19 protein-coding genes are annotated in these 25,408 nt (G+C 66.7%); 15 read left to right on the forward strand and 4 right to left on the reverse strand.

The genetic code is table 11. The annotated features are described in order from the left end of the window. Positions 1-124 precede the first annotated feature (124 nt). Positions 125-445, forward strand: coding sequence for a response regulator (locus AC1RSK_RS09285; protein ID WP_492907217.1), 321 nt, complete (start codon positions 125-127; stop codon positions 443-445). On the opposite strand, the gene AC1RSK_RS09290 is transcribed toward AC1RSK_RS09285, so the two are convergent. After that, on the reverse strand, positions 442-714 hold the full coding sequence (locus AC1RSK_RS09290; protein ID WP_492907218.1) for a hypothetical protein: 273 nt from the start codon (positions 712-714) through the stop codon (positions 442-444). The two genes, AC1RSK_RS09285 and AC1RSK_RS09290, sit on opposite strands and share 4 nt — an antisense overlap. A gap of 161 nt (positions 715-875) precedes the next feature. Beyond that, positions 876-1,790, reverse strand: a complete 915-nt coding sequence (locus AC1RSK_RS09295) for an oxygenase MpaB family protein (protein WP_492907219.1) — start codon at positions 1,788-1,790, stop codon at positions 876-878. A gap of 92 nt (positions 1,791-1,882) precedes the next feature. Between AC1RSK_RS09295 and AC1RSK_RS09300 the strand changes: the two genes are divergently transcribed. The 3 genes from AC1RSK_RS09300 to rplL all read left to right on the forward strand — a co-directional run bounded on the left by AC1RSK_RS09300 (position 1,883) and on the right by rplL (position 3,842). Beyond that, a complete protein-coding gene (locus tag AC1RSK_RS09300) occupies positions 1,883-2,566 on the forward strand; it encodes a CerR family C-terminal domain-containing protein (protein WP_492907220.1) in 684 nt (227 codons plus the stop codon). A 319-nt stretch (positions 2,567-2,885) separates the two neighbouring features. Beyond that, positions 2,886-3,401 (forward strand): 50S ribosomal protein L10, encoded by a 516-nt coding sequence (rplJ, locus tag AC1RSK_RS09305; RefSeq protein WP_492907221.1) that lies wholly within the window; start codon positions 2,886-2,888, stop codon positions 3,399-3,401. Positions 3,402-3,461: 60 nt separating this feature from the next. Then, complete coding sequence (rplL, locus tag AC1RSK_RS09310; RefSeq protein WP_492907222.1) at positions 3,462-3,842, forward strand: 50S ribosomal protein L7/L12; 381 nt, start codon at positions 3,462-3,464, stop codon at positions 3,840-3,842. Between the two features lie 65 nt (positions 3,843-3,907). Here rplL and AC1RSK_RS09315 read toward each other — a convergent pair whose 3' ends face one another. After that, on the reverse strand, positions 3,908-5,830 hold the full coding sequence (locus AC1RSK_RS09315) for a M61 family metallopeptidase (RefSeq protein WP_492907223.1): 1,923 nt from the start codon (positions 5,828-5,830) through the stop codon (positions 3,908-3,910). Positions 5,831-6,204: 374 nt separating this feature from the next. On the opposite strand from AC1RSK_RS09315, the gene rpoB reads away from it, so the two are divergent. From rpoB to AC1RSK_RS09330, 3 genes are all read left to right on the forward strand, one after another. Further along, complete coding sequence (rpoB, locus tag AC1RSK_RS09320) at positions 6,205-10,284, forward strand: DNA-directed RNA polymerase subunit beta (protein WP_492907224.1); 4,080 nt, start codon at positions 6,205-6,207, stop codon at positions 10,282-10,284. A gap of 89 nt (positions 10,285-10,373) precedes the next feature. After that, positions 10,374-14,552, forward strand: a complete 4,179-nt coding sequence (rpoC, locus tag AC1RSK_RS09325) for a DNA-directed RNA polymerase subunit beta' (protein WP_492907225.1) — start codon at positions 10,374-10,376, stop codon at positions 14,550-14,552. A gap of 261 nt (positions 14,553-14,813) precedes the next feature. Then, positions 14,814-15,314 (forward strand): hypothetical protein, encoded by a 501-nt coding sequence (locus AC1RSK_RS09330; RefSeq protein ID WP_492907226.1) that lies wholly within the window; start codon positions 14,814-14,816, stop codon positions 15,312-15,314. Here AC1RSK_RS09330 and AC1RSK_RS09335 read toward each other — a convergent pair. Next, positions 15,311-15,982, reverse strand: coding sequence for a hypothetical protein (locus AC1RSK_RS09335; RefSeq protein ID WP_492907227.1), 672 nt, complete (start codon positions 15,980-15,982; stop codon positions 15,311-15,313). The two genes, AC1RSK_RS09330 and AC1RSK_RS09335, sit on opposite strands and share 4 nt — an antisense overlap. 169 nt (positions 15,983-16,151) lie before the next feature. Between AC1RSK_RS09335 and AC1RSK_RS09340 the strand changes: the two genes are divergently transcribed. The 8 genes from AC1RSK_RS09340 to AC1RSK_RS09375 all read left to right on the forward strand — a co-directional run bounded on the left by AC1RSK_RS09340 (position 16,152) and on the right by AC1RSK_RS09375 (position 25,381). Next, positions 16,152-16,484, forward strand: a complete 333-nt coding sequence (locus AC1RSK_RS09340) for a TFIIB-type zinc ribbon-containing protein (protein ID WP_492907228.1) — start codon at positions 16,152-16,154, stop codon at positions 16,482-16,484. Positions 16,485-16,547: 63 nt separating this feature from the next. Next, a complete protein-coding gene (locus AC1RSK_RS09345; RefSeq protein ID WP_492907229.1) occupies positions 16,548-18,542 on the forward strand; it encodes an alpha/beta hydrolase family protein in 1,995 nt (664 codons plus the stop codon). A gap of 238 nt (positions 18,543-18,780) precedes the next feature. Then, entirely contained in the window at positions 18,781-19,152 is a 372-nt protein-coding gene (rpsL, locus tag AC1RSK_RS09350) for a 30S ribosomal protein S12 (protein WP_166573533.1), read from the forward strand. 12 nt (positions 19,153-19,164) lie between these two features. Continuing rightward, positions 19,165-19,638, forward strand: coding sequence for a 30S ribosomal protein S7 (rpsG, locus tag AC1RSK_RS09355; protein WP_271067894.1), 474 nt, complete (start codon positions 19,165-19,167; stop codon positions 19,636-19,638). 85 nt (positions 19,639-19,723) lie between these two features. After that, the gene (gene fusA / locus AC1RSK_RS09360; RefSeq protein ID WP_492907230.1) at positions 19,724-21,802 is read left to right on the forward strand and encodes an elongation factor G; all 2,079 of its coding nucleotides are present in this window, start codon (positions 19,724-19,726) and stop codon (positions 21,800-21,802) included. Between the two features lie 51 nt (positions 21,803-21,853). Beyond that, entirely contained in the window at positions 21,854-23,044 is a 1,191-nt protein-coding gene (tuf, locus tag AC1RSK_RS09365) for an elongation factor Tu (RefSeq protein ID WP_492907231.1), read from the forward strand. Positions 23,045-23,372: 328 nt separating this feature from the next. After that, complete coding sequence (locus AC1RSK_RS09370; RefSeq protein WP_492907232.1) at positions 23,373-24,146, forward strand: SPFH domain-containing protein; 774 nt, start codon at positions 23,373-23,375, stop codon at positions 24,144-24,146. A gap of 137 nt (positions 24,147-24,283) precedes the next feature. Then, positions 24,284-25,381: a helix-turn-helix transcriptional regulator gene (locus tag AC1RSK_RS09375; RefSeq protein WP_492907233.1), complete on the forward strand. Its 1,098-nt coding sequence runs from the start codon at positions 24,284-24,286 to the stop codon at positions 25,379-25,381. Positions 25,382-25,408: the final 27 nt, after the last annotated feature.

The following is a 25,408-nucleotide window of genomic DNA, read 5'->3' on the forward strand; positions in this document are numbered from 1 at the left end:
CCCCCCCCCCCCGTCTGCGTTCGGGGGTGCGGCCAAGCGGCGCGGTCGGGCGTCCGGAAAGGCGCGGTTAACCAGCCCGGGCGCGAAATATCGGCGATATCTTTGGCTCGAGGAGGGCTCTGAAGTGCCCGCGTCCCACGTCCTGGTGATCGACGATTCCGCCCTGATGACCGAGGCCGCGGCCGACGTCCTCGAACAGGCCGGCTATCGCGTCAGCGCCACCGACGATCCGCGCGGCGCCCTTGGCCTGATCGACCGCGGCCGGCCCGACGTGGTGCTGCTGGACGCCGACATGCCCGGCCTGTCGGGACAGGAACTTCTGCGGATGATCCGGGCCGTCCCGGGGCTGGCCCAGTTGCCGGTGATCCTGATGGAACAGTCGCGCCAGGACCTGGTCGGCCGAGTGCGCCGGGCCCTGACGATGAAGACGCCGGCCTGGGCCTAACCCGGCAGGCCGGCGAAGCCGTCGGCGTTCCGCCAGTCGCGGGCCCGGCCAAGGGCGGAGGGGGCCACGGCCTTCCAGTAGTCGGCGTCCTCGGGACGCGCTTCGCAGACGCGCTCGACGGCGCGCAGCCGGCGGGCGGCGGCGATGGCCAGCATGCGGGCATGCTCGCCGCGGGCGGTGGGCAGGGGCTCGGGGCGGAACCGGCGCAGGCGCTTGGCGTCGTACGCCCGCCAGACCGCAGCTTCGAGTTCACGGGTATCGTGGAACATGGTGGAACCTATCGAACCAGAGCTGCCGCTTTTGCGCCGTCTGGTTGAAAAGTGACCGGAATTCGCCGACCACTGATATTCAAATACACTCTCTAGTCGAGCTCTTCCAGCACCTTGTGGATAAAATGTGGAAAAACTAAGGGCTTGGATGGTTAACGGCCTCAGGCGGCCTCTCGTTCCGCCAGCCCCGCCTCGCGCAGCAGCCGCTGCTGCACCTCTGGCTTGCGATAAAGAAAATCAGCCGGCAGCCCCATCCGCACGCAGGCCTGGGTGTGCGGCGCGTTGGGCGGCGCCACCTTCTCGGCCAGTCGTCCGGCCAGTTTCAGGGCGATGATGTCGGCGGGCCCCAGGTCCCACTCACGGCCCAGCTTCAGGGCCTTGCGCACCACCGGCGGCAGCAGGGAGACCGAGGCGCGGGCCAGGGCGCGGTGCAGGAACTTCGGCACGGACGGCGCGGCCTGGCCCGAGGTGATGATGGCCAGGAACTCATCGACGATGGGGTGGGCCTCGAAGCGCGGGCTGAGCCTGTCCATCATCAGCATGAAGTCTTCGGTCGAGCCGATCGGGTTCTGGACGCCATAGAGGGCGGCGATCGGCGCGCCCTCGCGGTAGTAGCGGCCCTTGTCGGCCTCGGAGACCGGCGAGACGAAGCGGTCATAGGCGGTCAGGAAGCCGTAAGCCGCCGTCGCCGACACCCAGTCGAGCAGTTCGGGGTCCAGCGCCCGGTAGGCCTCGCCGCTTGGGGTCTCGCCGTTGACCCGGGCGTGCATGTTGCTGACCCCCTGAATCACCCGCCGGGCAGCGCTGGCCGGGCCGTAGCAGCCGACCATGGCGGCGACGCCGGTGCGCTTGGAGCGGCCGACCGGATCGGCCTTGTAGGTCGAGTGGTCCCAGACGCCTGAGCGGATGCGGGCGTCGGCGAACTCCAGCAGCACGGCGGCCACCCCGCCGATGGCCAGGGCGATGGGGTTCTTATAGACGCGCCACTGCACCGAACCCGGATGGGCCAGCGCCGCTTCGCCCGGCGGGCTGGTGAAGTCGATCTTCCAGCCGAGGTAGGAGGTCATGTCCAGCATGGCGGCGCTCCAGGCGAAAATGTATCGTCTGATATGGTTCATCTCAGTATCGCCCGATAGCCTTGCTGGCAAGGCGATGGCATACCGGTCGCATGTCGAGGATCGAGGGACAGCTGAGGGACATTCCGGGCGGCTACGCCCCCAGCGGCTATGCCAAAGGCGAGGCCGCGCGCCTGCGTATCCTCGAGGCGGCGCTGGCGGCCTTTGGCGAGGGCGGCTTCAAGGGCGCCACCACCCGCCAGATCGCTGAAGCGGCCGGGGTCAACCTGCCGGCCCTGAAATACTATTTCGGCGGCAAGGAGGGGCTCTATCTCGCCTGCGCCGAGGAGATCGTCGAACGCTACCGGGCCCGCATGCTGGGCCCCATCGGTGAGGCCCAGGCCTTGCTGGAGGCCCGTCACCGGCCGGACCAGGCGCGGGCCGCCCTGAAGATCGTGGTCGGGGCCCTGGCCGGCCAGATGGTCGAGACCCGCGAGGCCGAGGCCTGGACCGGCTTTGTCCTGCGCGAGATGGCCGAGCCGGGCCCCGCCTTCGCCATCCTCTATGAGCAGGTCTGGGCCCCGGGCGTCGACCTGATCGGCTACTTGATCGGCCTGGCCGGCGGTCTGGACCGCGAGGCGGCCCGCATCGAGGCCCTGCTGATGATCTCCAGCCTGTCGGCCTTCAGCATCGCCCGGCCGGTGGCCCTGCGCTACCTGGGCTGGGACGACGCCGGCGGCGAGCGGTTCGCCCAGGTGATGCGGAACCTTGAGCGGCGGATCGACCAGCTGGGCTGAAACCCGCCGGCCCTGTTGCGTTTGCGCCGATCTTCCCCTATACGCGCCGGCTTCCGTCGATGGACTCGTCCATGGGCGGCGCCTGTCCGTGAACAGCGGGGCGGTGGGGTCACCACAGCCTTTATCCAGGAAGAGCCCTTCCTGACCGTTCGGAGACGGGGATGACAGTCGAGATTTCGCGCCGGCCTCAGCGATGAGCCGCGAGCGGGTCCGCTGCTTCCTTCGGACAGTTTTAGACGGTTGAGAGCCTGGGCTTGCCCTTGCCGACAGCCATGACCGGCGGCCGGGAAACCGGTCGTCATCCGAGTAGGAGACCGCAATGGACCGCGCTCAAAAGCAGGCGACGATCGACACGCTCAAGGGCGTGTTCGCCGACGCCGGCGCCGTGGTCGTGACCCACAACAAGGGTCTGACCGTTGCGGAAATGACTGCACTGCGTGGCCGCCTTCGTGAAGAAGGCGCCAAGTTTCAGGTGGTGAAGAACACCCTGGCCATCAAAGCCCTGGCGGGTTCGGATTCGGAAGCGGGCGTCAGCCTGTTCACCGGCCCGGTCGCCGTGGCCTATGCGGCCGATCCGGTGTCCGCCGCCAAGGTCATCACCCAGTACGCCAAGGAAAACGACAAGCTCGTCGTTATCGGCGGCATGATGGGTGCGACCATGCTGGACGAGACCGGGGTCAAGGCGCTCGCCGCCCTGCCGTCGCTCGACCAGCTGCGTGGCAAGATCATCGGGCTCATCCAGGCTCCCGCGACCAAGGTCGCCGGCGTTCTGGCGGCCCCGGCTGGTCAGCTGGCGCGGGTGTTCAACGCCTACGCCACCAAAGACGCCGCGTAACCGCAAGTCATCTCCGCAAGAACCTCTCATCCCCGCAAGGGCACACCTTAGGAACTGAAAATGTCGAAGCTTGAAAAGATCGCTGACGAACTGTCGGCCCTGACCGTCCTGGAAGCCGCTGAGCTCTCCAAGCTGCTGGAAGAAAAGTGGGGCGTCTCCGCCGCCGCTCCGGTCGCCATGGCCGCCGGCCCGGTCGCCGCCGGCCCGGTTGAAGCCGTTGAAGAGCAAACCGAGTTCACCGTTGTTCTGACCGCCGGTGGCGACAAGAAAATCAACGTGATCAAGGAAGTCCGCGGCGTCCGTCCGGACCTCGGCCTGAAGGAAGCCAAGGACCTGGTCGAAGGCGCTCCGCAGAACGTCGTCGAAAACGTCTCCAAGCAAACCGCCGAAGAGATCGCCAAGAAGCTGACCGAAGCCGGCGCCACCGTCCAGGTGAAGTAAGCTTCGAACCAGCGCTTGCTGTTCGAAAAGAGAAGGGCCCGCGGAGCGATCCGCGGGCCCTTTTTCTATTTGGCGCTGAGGAGGTCGCCGAGCCGATCGGGCGTCCCCTCGATCCGCTCCAGCTTCGGATAGCGCAGCCCGCCGTTCCAGGTGATGTCGATGATGCGGTAGCGGTCGCCGTCCTTGACGATCAGCTGGATGGGCTTCTTGCCGCCCTTGGCCCCGGTGATCGCCGCTTTCAGCCGGGTGTCGCTGTAGGCCTCTCCATCGACCGCGACGACGACCCCGCCGACGGCCAGGCCCTGTTTGAAGGCCGGACCGTCCCACTGCACGCCCTGGATCTCGCCCGTGGGTTTGAGGTTGAGGCCCACCGAATAGGTGAAGTCGTGGCGCTTGGTCGCCGTGTCGGCCGCCTTCTGGTAGGCGGACGGGGTCTCGGCATAGACCAGCTTCCAGCCGCCGCGTTTGAAACCGTCCAGCGGGGCCGGCCGGCCGCGGCCCTCGATGCGCTCCCTGAGGAAGGTCGCCCAGTCGTAGGGGGTGACGGCGTTGAGTGTCGCCACTACGTCCTCAAAGACATAGGTCTTCGGCACATACGAGCCGTCGTCGCCGCCGAAGAAGGCCCTGGCGAAATCGTCCAGCGACTTCCTGCCGCCGGTGCGCTCGCGGATCAGGCTGTCGGCGTCCAGCCAGACCAGCAGGCCGTCGGTATAATAGTCCTCATTGCGCTGCCAGCTGAGCCAGCCCTTGGGCTTGCGGGCGCTGATGATCGGATCGTTGGTGGTGTCGGCGATGTCGCGCCACTGGCGGCCGACCCGGGCGTCATAGGCCGCCGCCGTCATCGCCAGGTCGTCGAGCGCCTGCTCGCGGGTGACCAGGCCCGAACGGGCCGTGAGGATCACGCCCCAGAACTGGGTCTGGCCCTCATAGACCCACATCAGGCTGTCGCGCATCGGGGTGGCGTAGTCGGGGGTCCACAGATCGGCGCCGCGCCGGAACTTGCCGTTCCAGCTGTGAGTGTACTCGTGGGGCAGCAGCCCCCGGCCCGCGACATTCTTGTCCCAGCCGGTGAAGTATTCCGGATCGCGGCTGTTCTCGCTGGAGCGATGATGCTCCAGCCCGATGCCGCCCATCCGGTCGGTCAGGGCCAGCAGGAAGTCGTAGCGGTCATAGTGGCGGGCCCCGAACAGCCGATCGGCCTGGACCACCAGATTGCGGTGCAGCTTCAGCTGCTCTTCGCTGGCCTCCAGGAGCTCGGGCCGGTCGGCGACGATGTTCAGCTTCACCGGGCTGCGGCCGCCCGGATCGAGGTCGAACTGACGATAGTAGCGGCCGGCGAACATCGGCGAATCGACCAGGGTCTCGAAGCTGACGGTTTTGAAGACGTGGGTGCCGCCCTTGCTCGAGGCCGTATCGAGCGCCACGCCGTAGCCCCAGCCTTCGGGCAGGATGGCGGTGGCCTCGACGGGGATCTGCCGGGTGAACCAGCCGGCCGGATAGAAGGCGGTCGAATTCCACTGCAGGTTCAGCATCTCGCGCGTCATGACGATGCGGCCCTGGTCGGCGGCGGTGGCCGACAGGAACTGGAAGCTGAGCTCGACCTGCTTGGCCCCGGCCGGCACATCGATGTGCAGGGCGAAGACCTCGACCGGGTCGCGCCGCCAGGCCAGGGTCTTGCCCCCGGCGGTGATCTTCAGGCCCGCCACCTTCTCCAGCTCGCCGCGCGGCCCGTGCTTGCCCGGCAGCCATTCGGGATAGAGCAGCACCATCGGCCCGGGCCCGGCCACGGGAATGGTCTGCTTCACCGTCATGATCCGGCGGTCCAGATCGGTGGCGTCGACGACCAGCTTCATGGTCCCGGGGTAGGGGACGTCCCTGGCGACCGGGACGGTGGTTTCGAAGGGCAGAAGCTGGGGCTGGGCGAAGACCGGGCCGGCCATCACGACGGCGGCGACGGCGGCGACGGCGGCGAGTAGGGCGCTGCGCATAGGGAGAGGAACTCTGTAACAACCAGACTGGGACGGCATATGAAGACGACCGCGCCCGGCAGGCAAGGTCGGTCGTCGGGCCGCTATCGAAGCGGCTGGAACCCCGGCGTTTGAAAAAGTCAAATTAACTTCCGCTTCCCCCTTCCATTCGCTGTGGATTTGCCTTATCTCGCCCGTCTCGCGAAATTTCCGTCTTTATTTGAGATGCGATCTCGCGCGCGCCTATGCCCGATGGCCGGACCGCCCACCCTGCGGACCGATGCGAAGGGCGGTCCCGGCGATACGGGGCCTGTCAGCGTCCGGCGCATCGCGCCGAGGGTGGACGCGAAGGACATTCTACGCGTGGGGACCTCCCCGCGCCCGCAGGGAAAAACATGGCGCACTCCTTCACCGGCAAGAAGCGGATCCGCAAGTCGTTCGGTCGTATCCCCGAAGCCGTGCAGATGCCGAACCTCATCGAGGTTCAGCGGTCTTCCTACGAACAGTTCCTCCAGCGCGAAGTCCGCCACGCGGACCGCCGCGACCAGGGCGTCGAGGCCGTCTTCAAGTCGGTCTTCCCGATCAAGGACTTCAACGAGCGCGCCGTGCTCGAGTACGTCTCGTACGAGTTCGAAGAGCCCAAGTACGACGTCGAGGAATGCATCCAGCGCGACATGACCTTCGCCGCGCCGCTGAAGGTCAAGCTGCGCCTGATCGTGTTCGAGATGGAAGAAGAGACCGGCGCCAAGTCGGTCAAGGACATCAAGGAACAAGACGTCTACATGGGCGACATCCCGCTCATGACGGACAAGGGCACGTTCATCGTCAACGGCACCGAGCGGGTCATCGTCTCGCAGATGCACCGTTCGCCCGGCGTGTTCTTCGACCACGACAAGGGCAAGACCCACTCGTCCGGCAAGCTGCTGTTCGCCGCCCGGGTGATCCCGTACCGCGGCTCCTGGCTCGACTTCGAGTTCGACGCCAAGGACATCGTCTACGTCCGTATCGACCGCCGCCGTAAGCTGCCCGCCTCCACCTTCCTGATGGCGCTGGGCATGGATGGGGAAGAGATCCTCACCACCTTCTACGACGTCGTCCCCTTCGAAAAGCGCACCGGCGCCGCCGAAGGCTGGGCCACCCCGTACAAGGCCGAGCGCTGGCGCGGTGTGAAGCCGGAATTCCCGCTGATCGACGCCGACACCGGCGAGGAAGTGGCTCCGGCCGGCACCAAGATCTCCGCCCGTAACGCCAAGAAGCTGGCCGACGGCGGTCTGAAGACCCTGCTGCTCGGTCCGGAGGCCCTGACCGGCCGCTACCTGGCCCGTGACGCCGTCAACTACGAAACCGGCGAGATCTACGCCGAGGCCGGCGACGAGCTGGACCCGACCGTGATCGAAGTCCTGGAAGCCCAGGGCCTGGCCACCATCGACGTGCTCGACATCGACCACATCACGGTCGGCGCCTACATGCGCAACACCGTCCGGGTCGACAAGAACGTCACCCGCGAGGACGCCCTGTTCGACATCTACCGGGTCATGCGCCCGGGTGAGCCGCCGACGGTGGAAGCCGCCGAGGCGATGTTCAAGTCGCTGTTCTTCGATTCGGAACGCTACGACCTCTCCTCGGTCGGCCGCGTGAAGATGAACATGCGCCTGGAGCAACAGACCGAGGACGACCTGCGTGTGCTGCGCAAGGAAGACGTCCTGGAAGTCCTCAAGGTCCTGGTCGGCCTGCGCGATGGCCGCGGCGAAATCGACGACATCGACAACCTCGGCAACCGCCGGGTCCGTTCGGTCGGCGAACTCTTGGAAAACCAGTACCGCGTCGGCCTGCTGCGCATGGAACGCGCCATCAAGGAGCGCATGAGCAGCGTCGATATCGACACGGTCATGCCGCACGACCTGATCAACGCCAAGCCGGCCGCGGCGGCGGTGCGTGAATTCTTCGGCTCCTCGCAGCTGTCGCAGTTCATGGACCAGACCAACCCGCTGTCGGAAATCACCCACAAGCGCCGTCTCTCGGCGCTTGGCCCGGGTGGTCTGACGCGGGAACGCGCCGGCTTCGAAGTCCGCGACGTTCACCCGACCCACTACGGCCGCATCTGCCCGATTGAAACGCCGGAAGGCCCGAACATCGGCCTGATCAACTCGCTTGCCACCCACGCGCGGATCAACAAGTACGGCTTCATCGAAAGCCCCTACCGCCGCGTGCTCGACGGTCGGCCTCAGGAAGAGGTCGTCTACATGTCGGCCATGGAAGAGGCCAAGCATGTCATCGCCCAGGCCAACATCGGCATCACCGATGGGGCCATCACCGATGACCTGGTCCCCGGCCGGACCAACGGCGAACCGGGCCTGCTGCAACGGGCCGACGTCGACCTGATGGACGTTTCGCCCAAGCAGGTCGTCTCGGTCGCCGCCGCCCTGATCCCCTTCCTGGAAAACGATGACGCCAACCGCGCCCTGATGGGTTCGAACATGCAGCGTCAGGCCGTGCCGCTCGTCCAGTCCGACGCCCCGCTGGTGGGCACCGGCATGGAAGACGTCGTGGCCCGCGATTCCGGCGCCGTGGTCATCGCCCGCCGCACCGGCGTGGTCGAACAGATCGACGGCACGCGTATCGTCCTGCGCGCCACCAACGAAACCGACCCCACCAAGCCGGGCGTCGACATCTACCGCCTGTCGAAGTTCCAGCGTTCCAACCAGAACACCTGCATCAACCAGCGTCCGCTGGTGCGGGTGGGCGACAAGATCAACGCCGGCGACATCATCGCCGACGGCCCGTCCACCGACCTTGGTGAACTGGCTCTGGGCCGCAACGCCCTCGTCGCCTTCATGCCCTGGAACGGCTACAACTTCGAAGACTCGATCCTGATCTCCGAGCGCATCGTGCGCGATGACGTCTTCACCTCGATCCACATCGAGGAGTTCGAAGTCATGGCCCGCGACACCAAGCTGGGCCCGGAAGAGATCACCCGCGACATCCCCAACGTCGGCGAAGAAGCCCTTCGCAACATGGACGAAGCGGGCATCGTGGCCATCGGCGCCGAGGTCATGCCGGGCGACATCCTGGTCGGCAAGGTGACCCCGAAGGGCGAGAGCCCGATGACGCCGGAAGAAAAGCTCCTCCGCGCCATCTTCGGTGAAAAGGCCTCCGATGTTCGCGACACCAGCCTGCGCCTGCCCCCGGGCGTCGCCGGCACGGTCGTCGAGGTCCGCGTGTTCAACCGGCACGGCGTCGACAAGGACGAACGCGCCCTGGCCATCGAGCGGTCGGAAATCGACCGCCTGGGCAAGGACCGCGACGACGAGTTCGCCATCCTGAACCGCAACATGACCGCGCGTCTGCGCGAGCTGATCACCGGCAAGGTCGCCGTCTCCGGTCCCAAGGGCCTGGGCCGCGGCGAAGTCACCGCCGACAAGCTGGGCGAAATCGCGCCCGGCCTGTGGTGGCAGATCGCGCTCGACGACGAGAAGGCCATGGGCGAGCTGGAGGCCCTGCGCCGCCAGTTCGACGAGGCTCGCAAGCGTCTCGACCGTCGCTTCGAGGACAAGGTCGACAAGCTGCAGCGCGGCGACGAACTGCCCCCGGGCGTGATGAAGATGGTCAAGGTCTTCGTGGCCGTGAAGCGCAAGCTTCAGCCCGGCGACAAGATGGCCGGCCGTCACGGCAACAAGGGGGTCATCTCCAAGATCCTGCCGATCGAGGACATGCCTCACCTGGCCGACGGCACCGCCGTCGACGTGGTGCTGAACCCGCTGGGCGTGCCCTCGCGCATGAACGTCGGTCAGATCTTCGAGACCCACCTGGGCTGGGCTTCGGCCGGCCTCGGCAAGCAGATCGCCGCGCTTCTGGAGGCCTGGCAACAGGGCGGTCAGAAGAAGGCCCTGCAGGAACGCCTGGGCGAGATCTACGGCCCCGACGTGCCGCTGCCCGAGGAAGAGGAAGAGCTGGTCGAACTGGCCCGCAACCTCTCCAAGGGCGTGCCGTTCGCCACCCCGGTCTTCGACGGCGCCCACATCGGCGATATCGAGGACCTGCTGGAATCGGCGGGCCTGGCGCGTTCGGGTCAGTCGATCCTGTTCGACGGCCAGACCGGCGACCAGTTCAAGCGTCCGGTCACGGTCGGCTACATCTACATGCTGAAGCTGCACCACCTGGTCGACGACAAGATCCACGCCCGCTCGATCGGCCCCTACAGCCTGGTCACCCAGCAGCCGCTGGGCGGCAAGGCCCAGTTCGGCGGTCAGCGCTTCGGGGAAATGGAGGTGTGGGCGCTCGAAGCCTACGGCGCCGCCTACACCCTGCAGGAAATGCTGACGGTGAAGTCCGACGACGTGGCCGGACGGACCAAGGTCTACGAAAGCATCGTCCGCGGCGACGACACCTTCGAGGCCGGCATTCCGGAAAGCTTCAACGTGCTGGTCAAGGAAATGCGGTCGCTCGGCCTCAACGTCGAGCTGGAGAACGGGTGATCGGAACATTCCGGGCGGCGTGATCGCCGCCCGGCTCTTCCCTGATCCCCTTCAAATTTTTCGCGGGTTCGCCCCGCAATGAGGCAATGATGAACCAGGAAGTCCTGAACATCTTCAATCCGGTCCAGGCCGCTCCGACCTTCGACCAGATCCGTATCGCGCTCGCCAGCCCGGAGAAGATCCGCAGCTGGTCGTTCGGCGAGATCAAGAAGCCGGAAACCATCAACTACCGCACGTTCAAGCCCGAGCGTGACGGCCTGTTCTGCGCCCGTATCTTTGGCCCGACCAAGGACTACGAATGCCTGTGCGGCAAGTACAAGCGCATGAAGTACAAGGGCATCATCTGCGAAAAGTGCGGCGTCGAGGTCACCCTGGCCCGCGTCCGTCGCGAGCGGATGGGCCACATCGAACTGGCCAGCCCGGTCGCCCACATCTGGTTCCTGAAGTCGCTGCCCAGCCGCATCGCCATGATGCTGGACATGCCGCTGAAGGACATCGAGCGGGTCCTCTACTTCGAGCACTACATCATCACCGAGCCGGGCCTCACCCCGCTGAAGCAGCACCAGCTGCTCAGCGAGGACGAGTTCATGCGCTTCCAGGACGAGTTCGGCGACGACAGCTTCAGCGCCGAGATCGGCGCCGAGGCCATCTTCGGCCTGCTCAAGGGCATCGACCTGCCCAAGGAAGCCGAGCGTCTGCGCGAGGAGCTGGCCGTAGCCACCTCCGAGATCAAGCAGAAGAAGGCCTCCAAGCGCCTGAAGATCATCGAGGCCTTCATCGAGTCCGGCAACAAGCCGGAGTGGATGATCCTGACGGTCGTGCCGGTCATTCCGCCGGAACTGCGCCCGCTGGTGCCGCTGGACGGTGGTCGTTTCGCGACCTCCGACCTGAACGACCTCTACCGCCGGGTCATCAACCGTAACAACCGCCTGAAGCGCCTCATCGAGCTGCGCGCCCCCGACATCATCATCCGCAACGAAAAGCGGATGCTGCAGGAGTCGGTGGACGCCCTGTTCGACAACGGCCGCCGCGGCCGGGTCATCACCGGCGCCAACAAGCGCCCGCTGAAGTCCCTCGCCGACATGCTGAAGGGCAAGCAGGGCCGCTTCCGCCAGAACCTGCTGGGCAAGCGCGTCGACTACTCGGGCCGTTCGGTCATCGTCGTCGGTCCCGAGCTGAAGCTGCACGAGTGCGGCCTGCCCAAGAAGATGGCGCTGGAGCTGTTCAAGCCGTTCATCTACTCGCGTCTGGACGCCAAGGGCCTTTCGGGCACCGTCAAGCAGTCCAAGCGCATGGTCGAGCGCGAACAGCCGCAGGTCTGGGACATCCTGGAAGAAGTGATCCGTGAGCACCCGGTTCTCCTGAACCGCGCGCCCACCCTTCACCGTCTGGGCATCCAGGCGTTCGAGCCCAAGCTGATCGAAGGCAAGGCCATCCAGCTGCACCCGCTGGTCTGTGCCGCCTTCAACGCCGACTTCGACGGCGACCAGATGGCCGTGCACGTCCCGCTCTCGCTGGAAGCCCAGCTGGAAGCGCGCGTGCTGATGATGTCGACCAACAACATCCTCAGCCCCGCCAACGGCCGCCCGATCATCGTGCCGTCGCAGGATATCGTGCTGGGCCTCTACTACCTCTCGCAATCGCGGGAAGGGGAGCCGGGCGAAGGCAAGATCTTCGCTGACCTCGGCGAAATCGAAGCCGCCCTCGGGGCCGGCGTCGTGACGCTGCACTCCAAGATCAAGGCCCGCTTCAGCGAATCCAACGCCGACGGCGTCGTGGTCCGCAGCCTGATCGAAACCACCCCGGGCCGGATGAAGATCGCCGCCCTGCTGCCGCATCACCCGGCCATCGGCCACCGGCTCATCGCCAAGGCGCTGACCAAGAAGGAGATCGGCAACCTGATCGACGTGGTCTATCGCCACTGCGGCCAGAAGGCGACGGTCATCTTCGCCGACCAGATGATGGGTCTGGGCTTCAAGGAAGCGGCCAAGGCCGGCATCTCCTTCGGCAAGGACGACATCATCATCCCGGCCTCCAAGGTCACCATCGTCAACGACACCCGCAAGCTCGTCGAAGAATACGAGCAGCAGTACGCTGACGGCCTGATCACCAAGGGCGAGAAGTACAACAAGGTCGTCGACGCCTGGGCCAAGTCCACCGACCTGGTGGCCGACGCCATGATGGGCGAGATCTCGACCGCCAAGAAGGGTCCTGACGGCCGCGAGCTGGAGATCAACTCCATCTACATGATGGCCCACTCCGGCGCCCGTGGCTCGCAGGCCCAGATGAAGCAGCTGGGCGGGATGCGCGGGCTTATGGCCAAGCCCTCCGGCGAGATCATCGAGACGCCGATCATCTCGAACTTCAAGGAAGGCCTGACCGTCCAGGAGTACTTCAACTCCACCCACGGCGCCCGTAAGGGCCTGGCCGACACCGCGCTGAAGACCGCCAACTCGGGTTACCTGACCCGTCGTCTGGTCGACGTCGCGCAGGACAGCATCATCACCGAAGAAGACTGCGGCACCACCCGGGGCATCACCCTGCGGGCCGTGGTCGACGGCGGCGACGTGCTGGTCTCGCTCGGCCTGCGTGTCCTGGGCCGCTTCTCGGCCGAGGACATCAAGGACCCGAACAGCGGCGAGGTCATCATCCCCGCCGACACCTACCTCGTCGAGGACATGGCCGACCTGATCGAAAAGGCCGGCGTGCAATCGGTGAAGGTGCGTTCGGCCCTGACCTGTGAAGCCAAGATCGGCGCCTGCGGGGCCTGCTACGGCCGCGACCTGGCCCGCGGGACTCCGGTCAACATCGGTGAAGCGGTCGGCGTCATCGCCGCCCAATCCATCGGCGAGCCCGGCACCCAGCTGACCATGCGGACCTTCCACATCGGCGGCACGGCCCAGGTGGCCGAGCAGTCCTTCTTCGAGGCCGGCACCGACGGTGTCGTTCGCGTGGCGGGCCCGATCGTTAAGGCCGCCGACGGCGAGTTCGTGGTCATGAGCCGCAACGTCGCCCTGACCGTGCTGGTCGACGGCAAGGACCGCGAGTCCTACAAGCCGCCGTACGGCGCGCGTCTGAAGGTCAAGGACGGCGACAAGATCAAGCGCGGCCAACGCCTCGCTGAATGGGACCCCTACACCACCCCGATCATCACCGAGGTCGGCGGCAAGATCCGCGCCGAGGATCTGGTCGAGGGCTTCTCGGTCCGCGAGGAAACCGACGAAGCGACGGGTATCGCCCAGCGCGTCGTCAGCGACTGGCGCACCGGCTCCAAGGGCACGGACCTGCGTCCGGCGCTCGCGGTGCTCGGCGAAGACGGCGCCTACAAGCGCCTCGCCGCCGGCGGTGAGTCCCGCTACCTGCTGTCGGTCGGCGCCATTCTGTCGGTGGCTGACGGCGACGAGGTGAAGCCTGGCGAAATCATCGCCCGCATCCCCACGGAAGGCGCCAAGACGCGCGACATCACCGGCGGTCTGCCGCGTGTTGCCGAGCTGTTCGAAGCCCGCCGTCCGAAGGATTGCGCGGTCATCGCCGAGATGGACGGCCGGGTCGAGTTCGGGCGCGACTACAAGAACAAGCGCCGGATCAAGATCACGCCGGAGGATGGCGGCGAACCCGTCGAGTTCCTCATCCCCAAGGGCAAGCACATTGCGGTCCATGACGGCGACGTGGTGCGCAAGGGCGAGTACATCATCGATGGCAACCCCGATCCGCACGACATCCTGCGCATCCTGGGCATCGAGGAGCTGGCCAACTTCCTGGTCAACGAAATCCAGGAAGTCTACCGCCTGCAGGGCGTGCCGATTAACGACAAGCACATCGAGGTGATCGTTCGCCAGATGCTGCAGAAGGTGGAAATCCTCGAGCCCGGCGACACCGGCCTCATCAAGGGCGACCACCTCGACAAGTCGGAATTCGACATCGAGAACGCCAAGACCGAAGCCCGCGGCGGCCGCCCGGCGATCACCCAGCCGGTTCTGCTGGGCATCACCAAGGCCTCGCTGCAGACCCGTTCGTTCATCTCGGCCGCTTCCTTCCAGGAAACGACCCGGGTGCTCACGGACGCCTCGGTCCACGGCAAGGTCGACACCCTCGAAGGCCTCAAGGAAAACGTCATCGTCGGCCGGCTCATCCCGGCGGGTACGGGCTCCTACCTGCGGAACCTGCAGAAGATCGCCACCAAGCGTGACGAACAGCTGGCCGCCTCGCGTGAAGCGGCCATGGAGCCGCTGCCCGTCGAGATCGCCGACGAGGTCCCGGCCGAGTAATCGGACGGACCAGGAGTATCGAGACGGCCCGGGAGCAATCCCGGGCCGTTTTCGTTTGGGGGCGATGACCCGCTGGAGCGCGCTCCCTCCCCTTTATGGGGAGGGACAGACGGCGAAGCCGTCAGGGTGGGGAAGTCGGATGCAGCCCACCCAGAGCCAACCGTCCTGGAACCCAAGACCTTCCGCCGTCTCTGCTTGAACCTGACTTCCCCACCCTGCGGGGCTTCGCCCCGCTGTCCCTCCCCATAAAGGGGAGGGAGGTTGAAACCGTTGGTCTTGCGCTATGTCTCGATCATGACCCCCGGCGTCACCCGATCCCTGACCACTTCCGAGCGCGCCGCCCTCTCCGGCGGCCTGTGGGACGCCCTCACCGCCGCCGGGGCCTTCCCGCGCATCGTCGCCGCCCCGTACCCGCTCGCCCGCCTGGCGTGGCTCTGGCGCGGCCACACGCCGGTCCTCACCCTCGGGGACCGCATCTTCTGGGGCCGCGCCCCGCGCGATTGCTCAGCGCAACCCGCCGCAATGGCTCTGCTGCAGCACGAACTGCAGCATGTCCTCGACTACGCCACCGGCCGGATGAGCTGGCTCTCCTACGCCCTGCATCCGCACGACTGGACCTACGATGTCCCCGAGACCGGCTGGGACTGGAACCGCCTCGGGGCCGAACAGCGCGCCGTGCTGGCCGAGCGGCTGTGGCGGGCCGAACAGGCCGGCGACGCCACGGAGATCGCCCGCCTGCGCGCGGTCCTTCCCTGGGGTTAGAACGGCGTCTTGATCGGCGCGTGGATCGGCGAGCCTGGTCCAACGCCGGCCGGATGGCCCGCGCCCTGCTCCTCGCTGGTGCCGGTTGGAATGGTCGGGTTCTCCCGCCAGTCGCGATCCCGCCTCTGCTTGGCCGCGACCAGGTCGAACCGCTGGCGCTTGGCGGCGCTCATCGGCGCGTCGATTTCAGCGGGCTGCTGGGCCCATTTGCCGCCTCGCTCCTGGCAGGCCTCGCGCTCACGCCGGTTCAGCCCGGCCGCGTCGGGATAGGCGCAGCCATAGCTCCCCCGCAACGCCCGCCGCGTCCCTTCGCCAGGCGAGGGGAAGATCGTCCCCGCCCGGCCGGATCCGCCCTTGGTCCCGCTGCCCGGGGCCGGGCCGGCCGGGGCCGGGGCGGGCAGGGGAGAAGGGGCGACCTCCGACGGTGGTTCGACGGCCGGAATGTGCAGCATCGGCGCGGTCGTCTCGCGCCGGGGGATGCCGCTGGCCGGGGAACCACCGGCCTCGGCGGGCGCCCGTTCGCGCGGCCGCGGCATCGGTGGAAACAGGCTGATGTCGATGGTCTCTTCCGGCAGCGGCGGCCGCTCGCGCACGCCTGGGCTGTTCAGGCCGATCAGCGCGAAGACGCCGACGTGGACCAGCACCGACAGGGTGGTGACGACGGCCACGCGCCGCCGGTCTCGCCCTCGATTGCGCGCCTGCGCCAAGATCACGTCCCCTCTCGTCCGAGATGAACGCTGATCGGTCGTGGCGGCTAAAACGTGTCCCTGCTCTGGCGGTCGTGCGGCGGGCGCCTATCTGCAGGTGACCCATAGTGTGGAGCTCAAGGAGTAGCCCGTGCCCCTGTTGATGTGCCCGAACGACAATAGCGCCATGCAGAAGGTCGTCCGCGAGGGCGTCGAACTCGACATGTGCCCGACCTGCCGGGGCGTCTGGCTGGACCGCGGCGAGCTGGAGAAGATCCTCAGCGGCGGCCGTGAGCAGCAGCAGGACCTGAGCCAGGACCGCGAGCGGCTGGGTCGCGAAGTGGATGCCTTCCACCGCGACCCGGAAGCCTGGCGCCGCAGCCACCCCTACGACGACCGCGAGAAGCGCCACCGCTACGACGAGGACTACAACTACCGCAAAAAGAAGAAGGGCGGCTTCGACCTGTTCGACATCTTCGACTGAGCCCCCTAGGTTGCGACAGGCGCGGGCGCATCCGCGCCTGTTCGCGTACCCGGGGGATTTCCAATGTTTCGCGCCGTCGTGGGCCTCTGCGCCCTGAGCCTTGCCCTCGCCGCGCCGCCGGCGGTCCTGGCCCAGGCGCCGGCCCCGCCGCCGGTCGCCGCCTTCGCCCGCCTGCCGGCGGTGCAGCAGGCGGAAATCTCGCCCAACGGCCAGAAGATCGCCATTCTCGGCGGTACGGCCACGGACCGCAGCATCACCATCAACCCCATCGACGGGGCCGTCGCCGTCAAGATTCCGCTCGGCGACGTCGACGTGGGGTCCATCCGCTGGACCGGCGACGACTACGTCGTGGCCACGGTGCGGATCTTCGACAGCAAGACCAACTTCAGCGACGGCCGCACCTACAGCTACAACCTCCAGCGCGACATCGTCTTCGACATGAAGGGCGAGATGGCGGGCCTGCTGCTGGACGGCGTCACCTGGGCGAGCCTGGCGACCACCCGGCCGATCCTGGGCGTCATCGAGGGGCCCAAGCCGACCGTCATCATGCTCGGCGTCGACTATCAGGAAGCCACCCAGAACAACCACACCCGTCTCAATCCCAAGGGCGACGACTTCGTGGCCGCCCTCTACAAGGTCGATGTCGCCACCGGCAGCGGCCGGATGGTCGAGCGCGGCAATGTCTTCACCTACGCCTTTGCGGTCGACCGGGCCGGGGAATCGCGGGTCAGGCTCGATGCCGAGAAGGGCTTCACCAGCCTTTTTGCCCGCCGCAAGGGGGGCGCCCTCTGGACCCTGATCGACAAGTCTCCCTCCATCAGCCCGGCCGTCGCCTTCCTCGGCTATTCGGACCCGGAAGACGCCATCTATCTGCAGCGCCCCGCCGAGGCCGGCGTGCGGATTGTCCGCCGCCGCCTTGCCGACGGGACAGAGACGGAGGTTGGCCCCGCCAGGCCGGCGGTCGACGCCGATCTGCTGTGGGACGACCGCACGGGCCAGCCGGTGGCGATCCTGAGCGGTGGCGGCGAGCGGCCAGCCTATCAGTGGTTGGACGCCAGGCTTGGCGCCATCCACGCCAAGCTGTCGCGCAGCTTCAAGGGCCGGGAGGTCCGCTTCGAAAGCTGGTCGGCCGACATGAGCCGCATTGTGCTGCGCATCGACGCCGTCGGCGCCGCGCCCATGTGGTTCCTGTTCGAACCGGCGACCAACCAGGCTTCGCCGCTGGGCGAGGAATACCCCGAGCTGGCGGGCGTCCAGCTCGGCAAGACCAGCTGGATGAGTTTCAACGCCGCCGACGGCCTGGCGATGAACGCCTATCTCACCGTGCCCGCCAACCTGCCGCCGGGCCGCAAGGCGCCGCTGATCGTCATGCCGCACGGCGGGCCGGCGGCGCGGGACGAGTTCGCCTTCGACTGGTGGGAGCAGTTCCTGGTCTCCAGAGGCTATGCCGTGCTCAAGCCCCAGTTCCGCGGCTCGACCGGCTTCGGCTATGACTTCCAGGCCGCCGGCTTCAACGAATGGGGCGGCAAGATGCAGTCGGACCTGACCGACGCGGTAGACGCGATCAGCGATCCGGCGGTGGACAAGACCCGCGTCTGCATCGCCGGCGCCAGCTACGGCGGCTTCGCGGCCCTGCATGGCGCCACCATGCGGCCCGAACGCTACCGCTGCGCCATTTCGGCCAACGGCGTTTCCGACCTGCAGACCATGCTCGGCCACGCCAAGATCTACTCGGGCGGCGAATCCGCCACCCTGCGCTACTGGCGCGACGTGATCGGCGACTCGCGGGTGGAGGGGCGGCGGATCAACGAAGCCTCCCCGGCCCGTCGCGCCGGCGCGCGCACCGCTCCGGTTCTCCTGATCTACGCCTCGCAGGACACCACGGTGCCCGCCAGGCAATCCCTGCTGATGCAGGAGGCTCTGAAGGACGCCGGCGTGCCGCACCAGACGGTGGTGCTGGAGGGCGACGACCACTATTTTTCCAGCACCCGCAGCCGCCTGCAGATTCTGGAGGCCACGGAGGCGTTCCTGGCCCGGTATCTGCCGGTCGCGCCGTGAATCCGGGCGCCCGGCTAAGAGTCGGCAAACCCTTGACCTTTGGGGGTCTCGCGAGTATCTAGCCCGCTCTTTCGAGGCAGGGTCTTAACGGATCCTCACCCGAGGAACTCCAAGGACCCGCCGGCCGCCTCAGCGCAGCCGGTGAGTTTGCGCGTTCAACGGTCTCGAACGACGAACCCTATAGGACCCTGAAGCGCTTCGGCCGAAAGGCACACGCTTCCACGAGCACAGAGATTAGATGCCTACAGTCAACCAGCTGATCCGTAAGCCGCGGCAACCCAAGCCCGTGCGCAACAAGGTTCCCGCCCTCAAGGGCTGCCCGCAGCGCCGTGGTGTTTGCACCCGCGTCTACACCACCACCCCCAAGAAGCCGAACTCGGCTCTGCGGAAGGTGGCCAAGGTCCGCCTGACCACTGGCGTCGAAGCCGTTTGCTACATCCCCGGTGAAGGTCACAACCTTCAGGAGCACAGCGTCGTGCTCATCCGCGGGGGCCGCGTGAAGGACCTTCCCGGCGTTCGCTACCACATCCTGCGTGGCGTCCTCGATACCCAAGGGGTCAAGGACCGCAAGCAGCGCCGTTCGCACTACGGCGCCAAGCGCCCGAAGTAAGGAAGAGATAGCATGTCCCGTCGTCGTCGCGCAGAGAAGCGCCAGGTTCTGCCGGACCCCAAGTTCGGTGACCTCGTCGTCACGAAATTCATGAACTACGTTATGTACGAAGGCAAAAAAGCCGTCGCCGAAAACATCATCTACGGCGCCTTCGACATCCTGGAAGCCAAGCGCAAGGACCAGGGTCCCCTGGAAACCTTCCACGGCGCCCTCGACAACGTCGCCCCGGCGATCGAAGTCCGGTCGCGCCGCGTCGGCGGCGCCACCTACCAGGTGCCGGTCGAGGTCCGTCCGGACCGTCGTCGCGCCCTGGCCATCCGCTGGCTGGTCACCGCCGCGCGCAAGCGTGGCGAGAACACCATGACCGAAAAGCTGGCCGGCGAACTGCTGGACGCTTCGAACAACCGCGGCACCGCGGTCAAGAAGCGCGAAGACACGCACAAGATGGCCGAGGCCAACCGAGCGTTCTCCCACTACCGCTGGTAACCACCCAGCCGTCAGGTCTTACAGGGACGGGCGGTTTGAAACCTCAAACCGCCCGTTCCGCTCATTCTAACACCAGGCATATCCCATGGCCCGCGCCAGCAAGATTGAAGACTACCGCAACTTCGGAATCATGGCCCACATCGATGCGGGCAAGACGACGACGACCGAGCGGATCCTGTACTACACCGGCAAGAACCATAAGATGGGCGAAGTCCACGATGGCGCGGCCACCATGGACTGGATGGACCAGGAGCAGGAACGCGGCATCACCATCACGTCGGCCGCGACGACCGCTTTCTGGAACGAAAAGCGCCTGAACATCATCGACACCCCCGGGCACGTCGACTTCACCATCGAAGTCGAACGCTCGCTGCGCGTCCTCGACGGCGCGGTCACCGTTCTCGACGGCAACGCCGGCGTTGAGCCGCAGACCGAAACCGTCTGGCGCCAGGCCGACAAGTACCGCGTGCCCCGCATCGTGTTCGTCAACAAGATGGACAAGCTGGGCGCCGACTTCGTCAAGTCGGTCGAGAGCATCCGCGACCGCCTGGGCGCCAAGGCCGTGCCGATCCAGCTGCCGATCGGTTCCGAAACCAACCTCAAGGGCCTTGTCGACCTGGTCCGCATGAAGGCCGTTGTCTGGGACAACGACGCCGTCGGCGCCACCTTCCACGACGAGGAAATCCCGGCCGACATGAAGGACGAGGCTGAAGCCGCCCGTCACTACATGATCGAGAACGCCGTCGAGATGGACGACGAGGCCATGGAAGCCTACCTCGGCGGTGAAGAGCCCTCGATCGACATCATCAAGAAGTGCATCCGCAAGGCCGTGCTGACCGGCGCCTTCTATCCGATCCTCTGCGGCTCGGCCTTCAAGAACAAGGGCGTCCAGCCCCTGCTCGACGCCGTTGTCGACTACCTGCCCTCGCCGGTGGACATCCCGCCGACCAAGGGCATCGACTTCCGTACGGAAGAAGAAGTCGTGCGCCGCGCCTCGGACGACGAGCCGCTGTCGGTTCTGGCGTTCAAGATCATGGACGACCCCTTCGTCGGCTCGCTGACCTTCTGCCGCATCTACTCGGGCAAGCTGGAAACCGGCATGGGCCTCTTGAACTCGACCCGCGACCGCAAGGAACGCGTCGGGCGCATGCTGCTGATGCACTCCAACGACCGCCAGGACATCAAGGAAGCCTACGCCGGCGACATCGTCGCCCTGGCCGGCCTGAAGGACACCCGCACCGGCGACACCCTGTGCGATCCCAACAAGTCGCCGGTCATCCTTGAGCGCATGGAATTCCCGGCCCCGGTCATCGAGATCGCCGTCGAGCCCAAGTCCAAGGCCGACCAGGAAAAGCTGGGCGTCGCCCTGGCCAAGCTGGCCTCGGAAGATCCGTCCTTCACCGTCTCGACCGACCATGAGTCGGGCCAGACGATCCTGAAGGGCATGGGCGAGCTGCACCTCGACATCAAGATCGACATCCTGAAGCGCACCTACAAGGTCGAGGCCAACATCGGCGCGCCGCAGGTGGCCTACCGTGAATCGCTCGGCCGCAAGGCGGAGATCGACTACACGCACAAGAAGCAGACCGGCGGTACGGGCCAGTTCGCCCGCATCAAGGTGGTCTTCGAGCCGGGCGAACCCGGCACGGGCTTCGTGTTCGAAAGCGCCATCGTCGGCGGCAACGTGCCGAAGGAATACATCCCCGGCGTCCAGAAGGGCCTGGAGTCCTCGAAGGAAAACGGCCTGCTGGCTGGCTTCCCGCTGATCGACTTCAAGGCGACCCTGATCGACGGCGCTTACCACGACGTCGACTCCTCGGTCCTGGCCTTCGAAATCGCCGCCCGCGCCGCCTTCAAGGAGCTCCGTGAAAAGGGCGCCCCCAAGCTGCTCGAGCCGATCATGGCCGTCGAGGTCGTCACCCCGGAAGACTACCTGGGCTCGGTCATCGGCGATCTGAACAGCCGTCGTGGCATGATCCAGGGCCAGGACACGCGCGGCAACGCCATCGTCGTCAACGCTTTCGTGCCGCTGGCCAACATGTTCGGCTATGTGAACACCCTTCGCGGGATGTCGCAGGGCCGCGCCGCCTTCACGATGCAGTACGACCACTACGATCCGGTGCCGCAACACGTCGCCGACGAAGTGATCAAGAAGTACGCCTAACCCTTCCAACCCTAGTTTTAGAGGACAGGCCCATTAGGGCTGGAGCTTGAAATGGCTAAAGAAAAGTTCGAACGCAACAAGCCGCATTGCAACATCGGCACCATCGGTCACGTTGACCATGGCAAGACGACGCTGACGGCCGCGATCACCATGGTGCTGGCCAAGACCAGCGGCGGCGTGGCCAAGTCCTACGCCGACATCGACGCGGCGCCGGAAGAGAAGGCCCGCGGCATCACCATCAACACCGCGCACGTGGAATATGAGACGGCCAACCGTCACTACGCCCACGTCGACTGCCCCGGCCACGCCGACTACGTGAAGAACATGATCACCGGCGCCGCCCAGATGGACGGCGCGATCCTGGTGGTCTCGGCCGCCGACGGCCCGATGCCCCAGACCCGCGAGCACATCCTGCTGGCCCGTCAGGTCGGCGTGCCGGCCCTGGTGGTGTTCATGAACAAGGTCGACATGGTCGACGACGAAGAGCTGCTCGAGCTGGTCGAGATGGAAGTTCGTGAGCTTCTGTCGAGCTACCAGTTCCCGGGCGACGACATCCCGATCACCAAGGGTTCGGCCCTGGCCGCCGTCGAGGGCAAGACCCCGGCGATCGGCGAAGACGCCATCCTGGCCCTGATGGCCTCGGTTGACGCCTACATCCCGCAGCCGGCCCGTCCGCTGGACCTGCCGTTCCTGATGCCGGTCGAAGACGTGTTCTCGATCTCGGGCCGCGGCACCGTGGTCACCGGCCGTATCGAAAAGGGCATCGTCAAGGTTGGCGAGGAAGTCGAGATCGTCGGCATCCGCGCCGTCCAGAAGACGACCTGCACCGGTGTGGAAATGTTCCGCAAGCTGCTCGACCAAGGTCAGGCCGGCGACAACGTCGGCGTGCTGCTGCGCGGCACCAAGCGTGAAGACGTCGAGCGTGGCCAGGTTCTCTGCAAGCCCGGCTCGATCACCCCGCACACCAAGTTCGTGGCCGAAGCCTACATCCTGACCAAGGAAGAGGGCGGCCGTCACACCCCGTTCTTCACCAACTACCGTCCGCAGTTCTACTTCCGGACCACGGACGTGACCGGGATCATCAAGCTGCGCGAAGGCGTGGAAATGATCATGCCGGGCGACAACGCCGAGCTGGACGTCGAGCTGATCACCCCGATCGCCATGGACCAGGGCCTGCGCTTCGCCATCCGCGAAGGCGGCCGCACCGTCGGCGCTGGCGTCGTGTCGAAGATCGTCGAATAAGCTTTCAGCTTCACGGCTGAGACAGCGAAGGGCCCGGAGCAATCCGGGCCCTTTTGCTATTGGGCGAAGGCTGGGCTCCGTCCCTCCCCGAATGGGGAGGGCAGGCCGACAGGCCGGGTGGGGCAGTGGGCAGCCCCACCCAAAGCCTGTGACCGACTTCCCCACCCGACGCGCGTAACCGCGCGTCTGCCCTCCCCATTCGGGGAGGGAGGTTGGACCCTTTTTGTACTCAACAACTCGGCGTGATCCCCTCACTTCAGAAATTCATCAGATGTAGAATAACGGTGTCGTCCAAACACGGACGCCGTCTCAATGGAGCGCATCCCTCGTGGATTCGATCACGGCCGGAGTCTTCTCCGGCGTTCTGCTCATGGCCGCCTTTGCCGGCCTCGTTTCCCTCCTCGGACTTCGCATCAATCAGGAATACGAACGCGCCGTTGTCTACCGTCTGGGGCGATTGCGCGAGACCCGCGGGCCCGGTCTCTACTGGCTGGTCCCCTTCATCGAGCGCTCGGTCCGCATCGACATCCGGGTCATCACCCAGACCCTCGACACCCAGGAAACTGTCAGCCGTGACGGCGTCCCGGTGCGGGTCAACGCCGTCATCTGGTACAAGGTCGCCGATCCGTCGCTGGCCGTGAACGCCGTCCGCTATCGCGACGAGGCGGTGATCAAGGCCGCCGAGACCGCCCTGCGCGACGTCATCGGCCAGCACGACCTCGACAACCTCTTGAAGAACCGCATCCAGGTGAACGCCCTGCTCAAGGACCTGCTGGAGCCGCCGGCCCACGGCTGGGGCCTGCATATCGACGCGGTCGAGATGCAGGACCTCGACATCCCCGAGCAGATGCAGCGCGCCCTGGCCCGCGAGGCCGAGGCCACCCGAGAGGCCAAGGCCCGGCTGATCAAGGCCCAGGGCGAACAGGCCGCCGCCGAGACCCTGGTGGAAGCCGCCCGGGCCATCTCTTCCGTCCCCGCGGCCCTGGAACTGCGCCGATTGCAGACCCTGACCGAGATCGGTGTGGAGCATAACAGCACCATCGTGCTGGCCATGCCGACCGAGTTCACCGCCCTGGCCGGCAAGCTGGCCAACGCCGCCTGACCGCGGAAGCCCCGGGGAAACCCGGGGCTTTTTGCTGCTGGCTCCCGGATCGCCACCGCACTCATTTTGGGGGGAACTTTTTCGCACACCGGTGTTAGGCTGAGCCGTTGGGGGGCACTTCTGGTCTGGAGGCGCCTTTGAGAGCCATCGACGACACCGCCGTGCTGGGCCTGGTCGACGACATCTACGCAGCGGCGGCGTCGTTCGACCTGTGGCCGCGGACGCTTGAGCGGATCGCCGACGCCTTCGGGGCCCGCGAGGCCGCCCTCGGGACCATGGCCGCCGACAGCCTGCCCTGGCTGTTCGCGCCGCGCACCGATCCCGACTACATGCGGACCTACGCCGAGAACTACCATGCCCTCAACGACGTCTGGCACCGGATGACGGCGCTCGGTCCCGGGGCCGCGGCCACCGACGAGATGGTCATGCCGCGCGAGGCGCTGCTGAAGAGCGCCTTCCACAACGAATGGTCCCTGCCGCAGGGCTACCGCACCAAGCTGGGCGGCACCCTGCTCGAGGAGAGCGGCTGGCGCACCGTCTTCGCCCTGTCCGGACGGGAGGACTTCGGGCCCGAGGCGCTGCGCCTGTTCCGCACCCTGTCGCCGCACATGGCCCGGGCCGTGCGGCTAAACATCCGCCTCGCCCAGGGCGAGGCCGACAGCGCCCTGTCGGCGGGCCTGCTGCAGGAGCTGTCCGTCGCCGCCCTGGTCGTCGACCCCGACGGCCGGCTGCTGTTCGCCAATCCGCCGGCGGAGCTGCTGTTCAAGGCCGGCCGCGGCCTGCGGCTGAAGGGCGGCTTCCTGGCTTCTGAGCGCGAGGAGGACGCCGCCCATCTGCGGCGGCTGGTGACCTCCTGCATCGGCGACGGCCGGGCCTTCGCGCCGCCGTCGGCCCACCTCCGCGGGACCTCCAGCCGGCCGCTGACCCTGCAGGCGACGCCCCTCTTGCGGCGGATGCCGGTGCTCACCTCCGGCCAGCCCTCGGCCATCCTGTTCGACGCCACCGAGCACCCGCCGGACGATCCGACCCTGCGCCTGCAGGCCCGCTACGGCCTGACCGCCGCCGAGGCCGCTTTCGCCCTGGAGATCGCCAAGGGCGACGGCAAGCCGGCCGCCGCCGAGCGACGCGGCATCACCTTCGCCACCGCCCGCACCCACCTGTCGCGGATTTTCGACAAGACCGGCGTGCATCGCCAGGCCGAGCTGGTGCGGCTGATTCTCGGCGAGACCGTCTAACCCGCGACGTCATCGGACGAACGTCCG

The organism is Caulobacter sp. GW821-FHT11A05 (genome assembly GCF_058809015.1).

What these genes read in the sequence shown, in the direction of transcription:
- AC1RSK_RS09290 (WP_492907218.1), bottom strand. Translation starts at nt 714, where the DNA reads ATGTTCCACGATACCCGTGAACTCGAAGCTGCGGTCTGGCGGGCGTAC.
- AC1RSK_RS09295 (WP_492907219.1), bottom strand. Translation starts at nt 1,790, where the DNA reads ATGCTGGACATGACCTCCTACCTCGGCTGGAAGATCGACTTCACCAGC.
- AC1RSK_RS09300 (WP_492907220.1), top strand. Translation starts at nt 1,883, where the DNA reads ATGTCGAGGATCGAGGGACAGCTGAGGGACATTCCGGGCGGCTACGCC.
- rplJ (WP_492907221.1), top strand. Translation starts at nt 2,886, where the DNA reads ATGGACCGCGCTCAAAAGCAGGCGACGATCGACACGCTCAAGGGCGTG.
- rplL (WP_492907222.1), top strand. Translation starts at nt 3,462, where the DNA reads ATGTCGAAGCTTGAAAAGATCGCTGACGAACTGTCGGCCCTGACCGTC.
- AC1RSK_RS09315 (WP_492907223.1), bottom strand. Translation starts at nt 5,830, where the DNA reads ATGCGCAGCGCCCTACTCGCCGCCGTCGCCGCCGTCGCCGCCGTCGTG.
- rpoB (WP_492907224.1), top strand. Translation starts at nt 6,205, where the DNA reads ATGGCGCACTCCTTCACCGGCAAGAAGCGGATCCGCAAGTCGTTCGGT.
- rpoC (WP_492907225.1), top strand. Translation starts at nt 10,374, where the DNA reads ATGAACCAGGAAGTCCTGAACATCTTCAATCCGGTCCAGGCCGCTCCG.
- AC1RSK_RS09345 (WP_492907229.1), top strand. Translation starts at nt 16,548, where the DNA reads ATGTTTCGCGCCGTCGTGGGCCTCTGCGCCCTGAGCCTTGCCCTCGCC.
- rpsL (WP_166573533.1), top strand. Translation starts at nt 18,781, where the DNA reads ATGCCTACAGTCAACCAGCTGATCCGTAAGCCGCGGCAACCCAAGCCC.
- rpsG (WP_271067894.1), top strand. Translation starts at nt 19,165, where the DNA reads ATGTCCCGTCGTCGTCGCGCAGAGAAGCGCCAGGTTCTGCCGGACCCC.
- fusA (WP_492907230.1), top strand. Translation starts at nt 19,724, where the DNA reads ATGGCCCGCGCCAGCAAGATTGAAGACTACCGCAACTTCGGAATCATG.
- tuf (WP_492907231.1), top strand. Translation starts at nt 21,854, where the DNA reads ATGGCTAAAGAAAAGTTCGAACGCAACAAGCCGCATTGCAACATCGGC.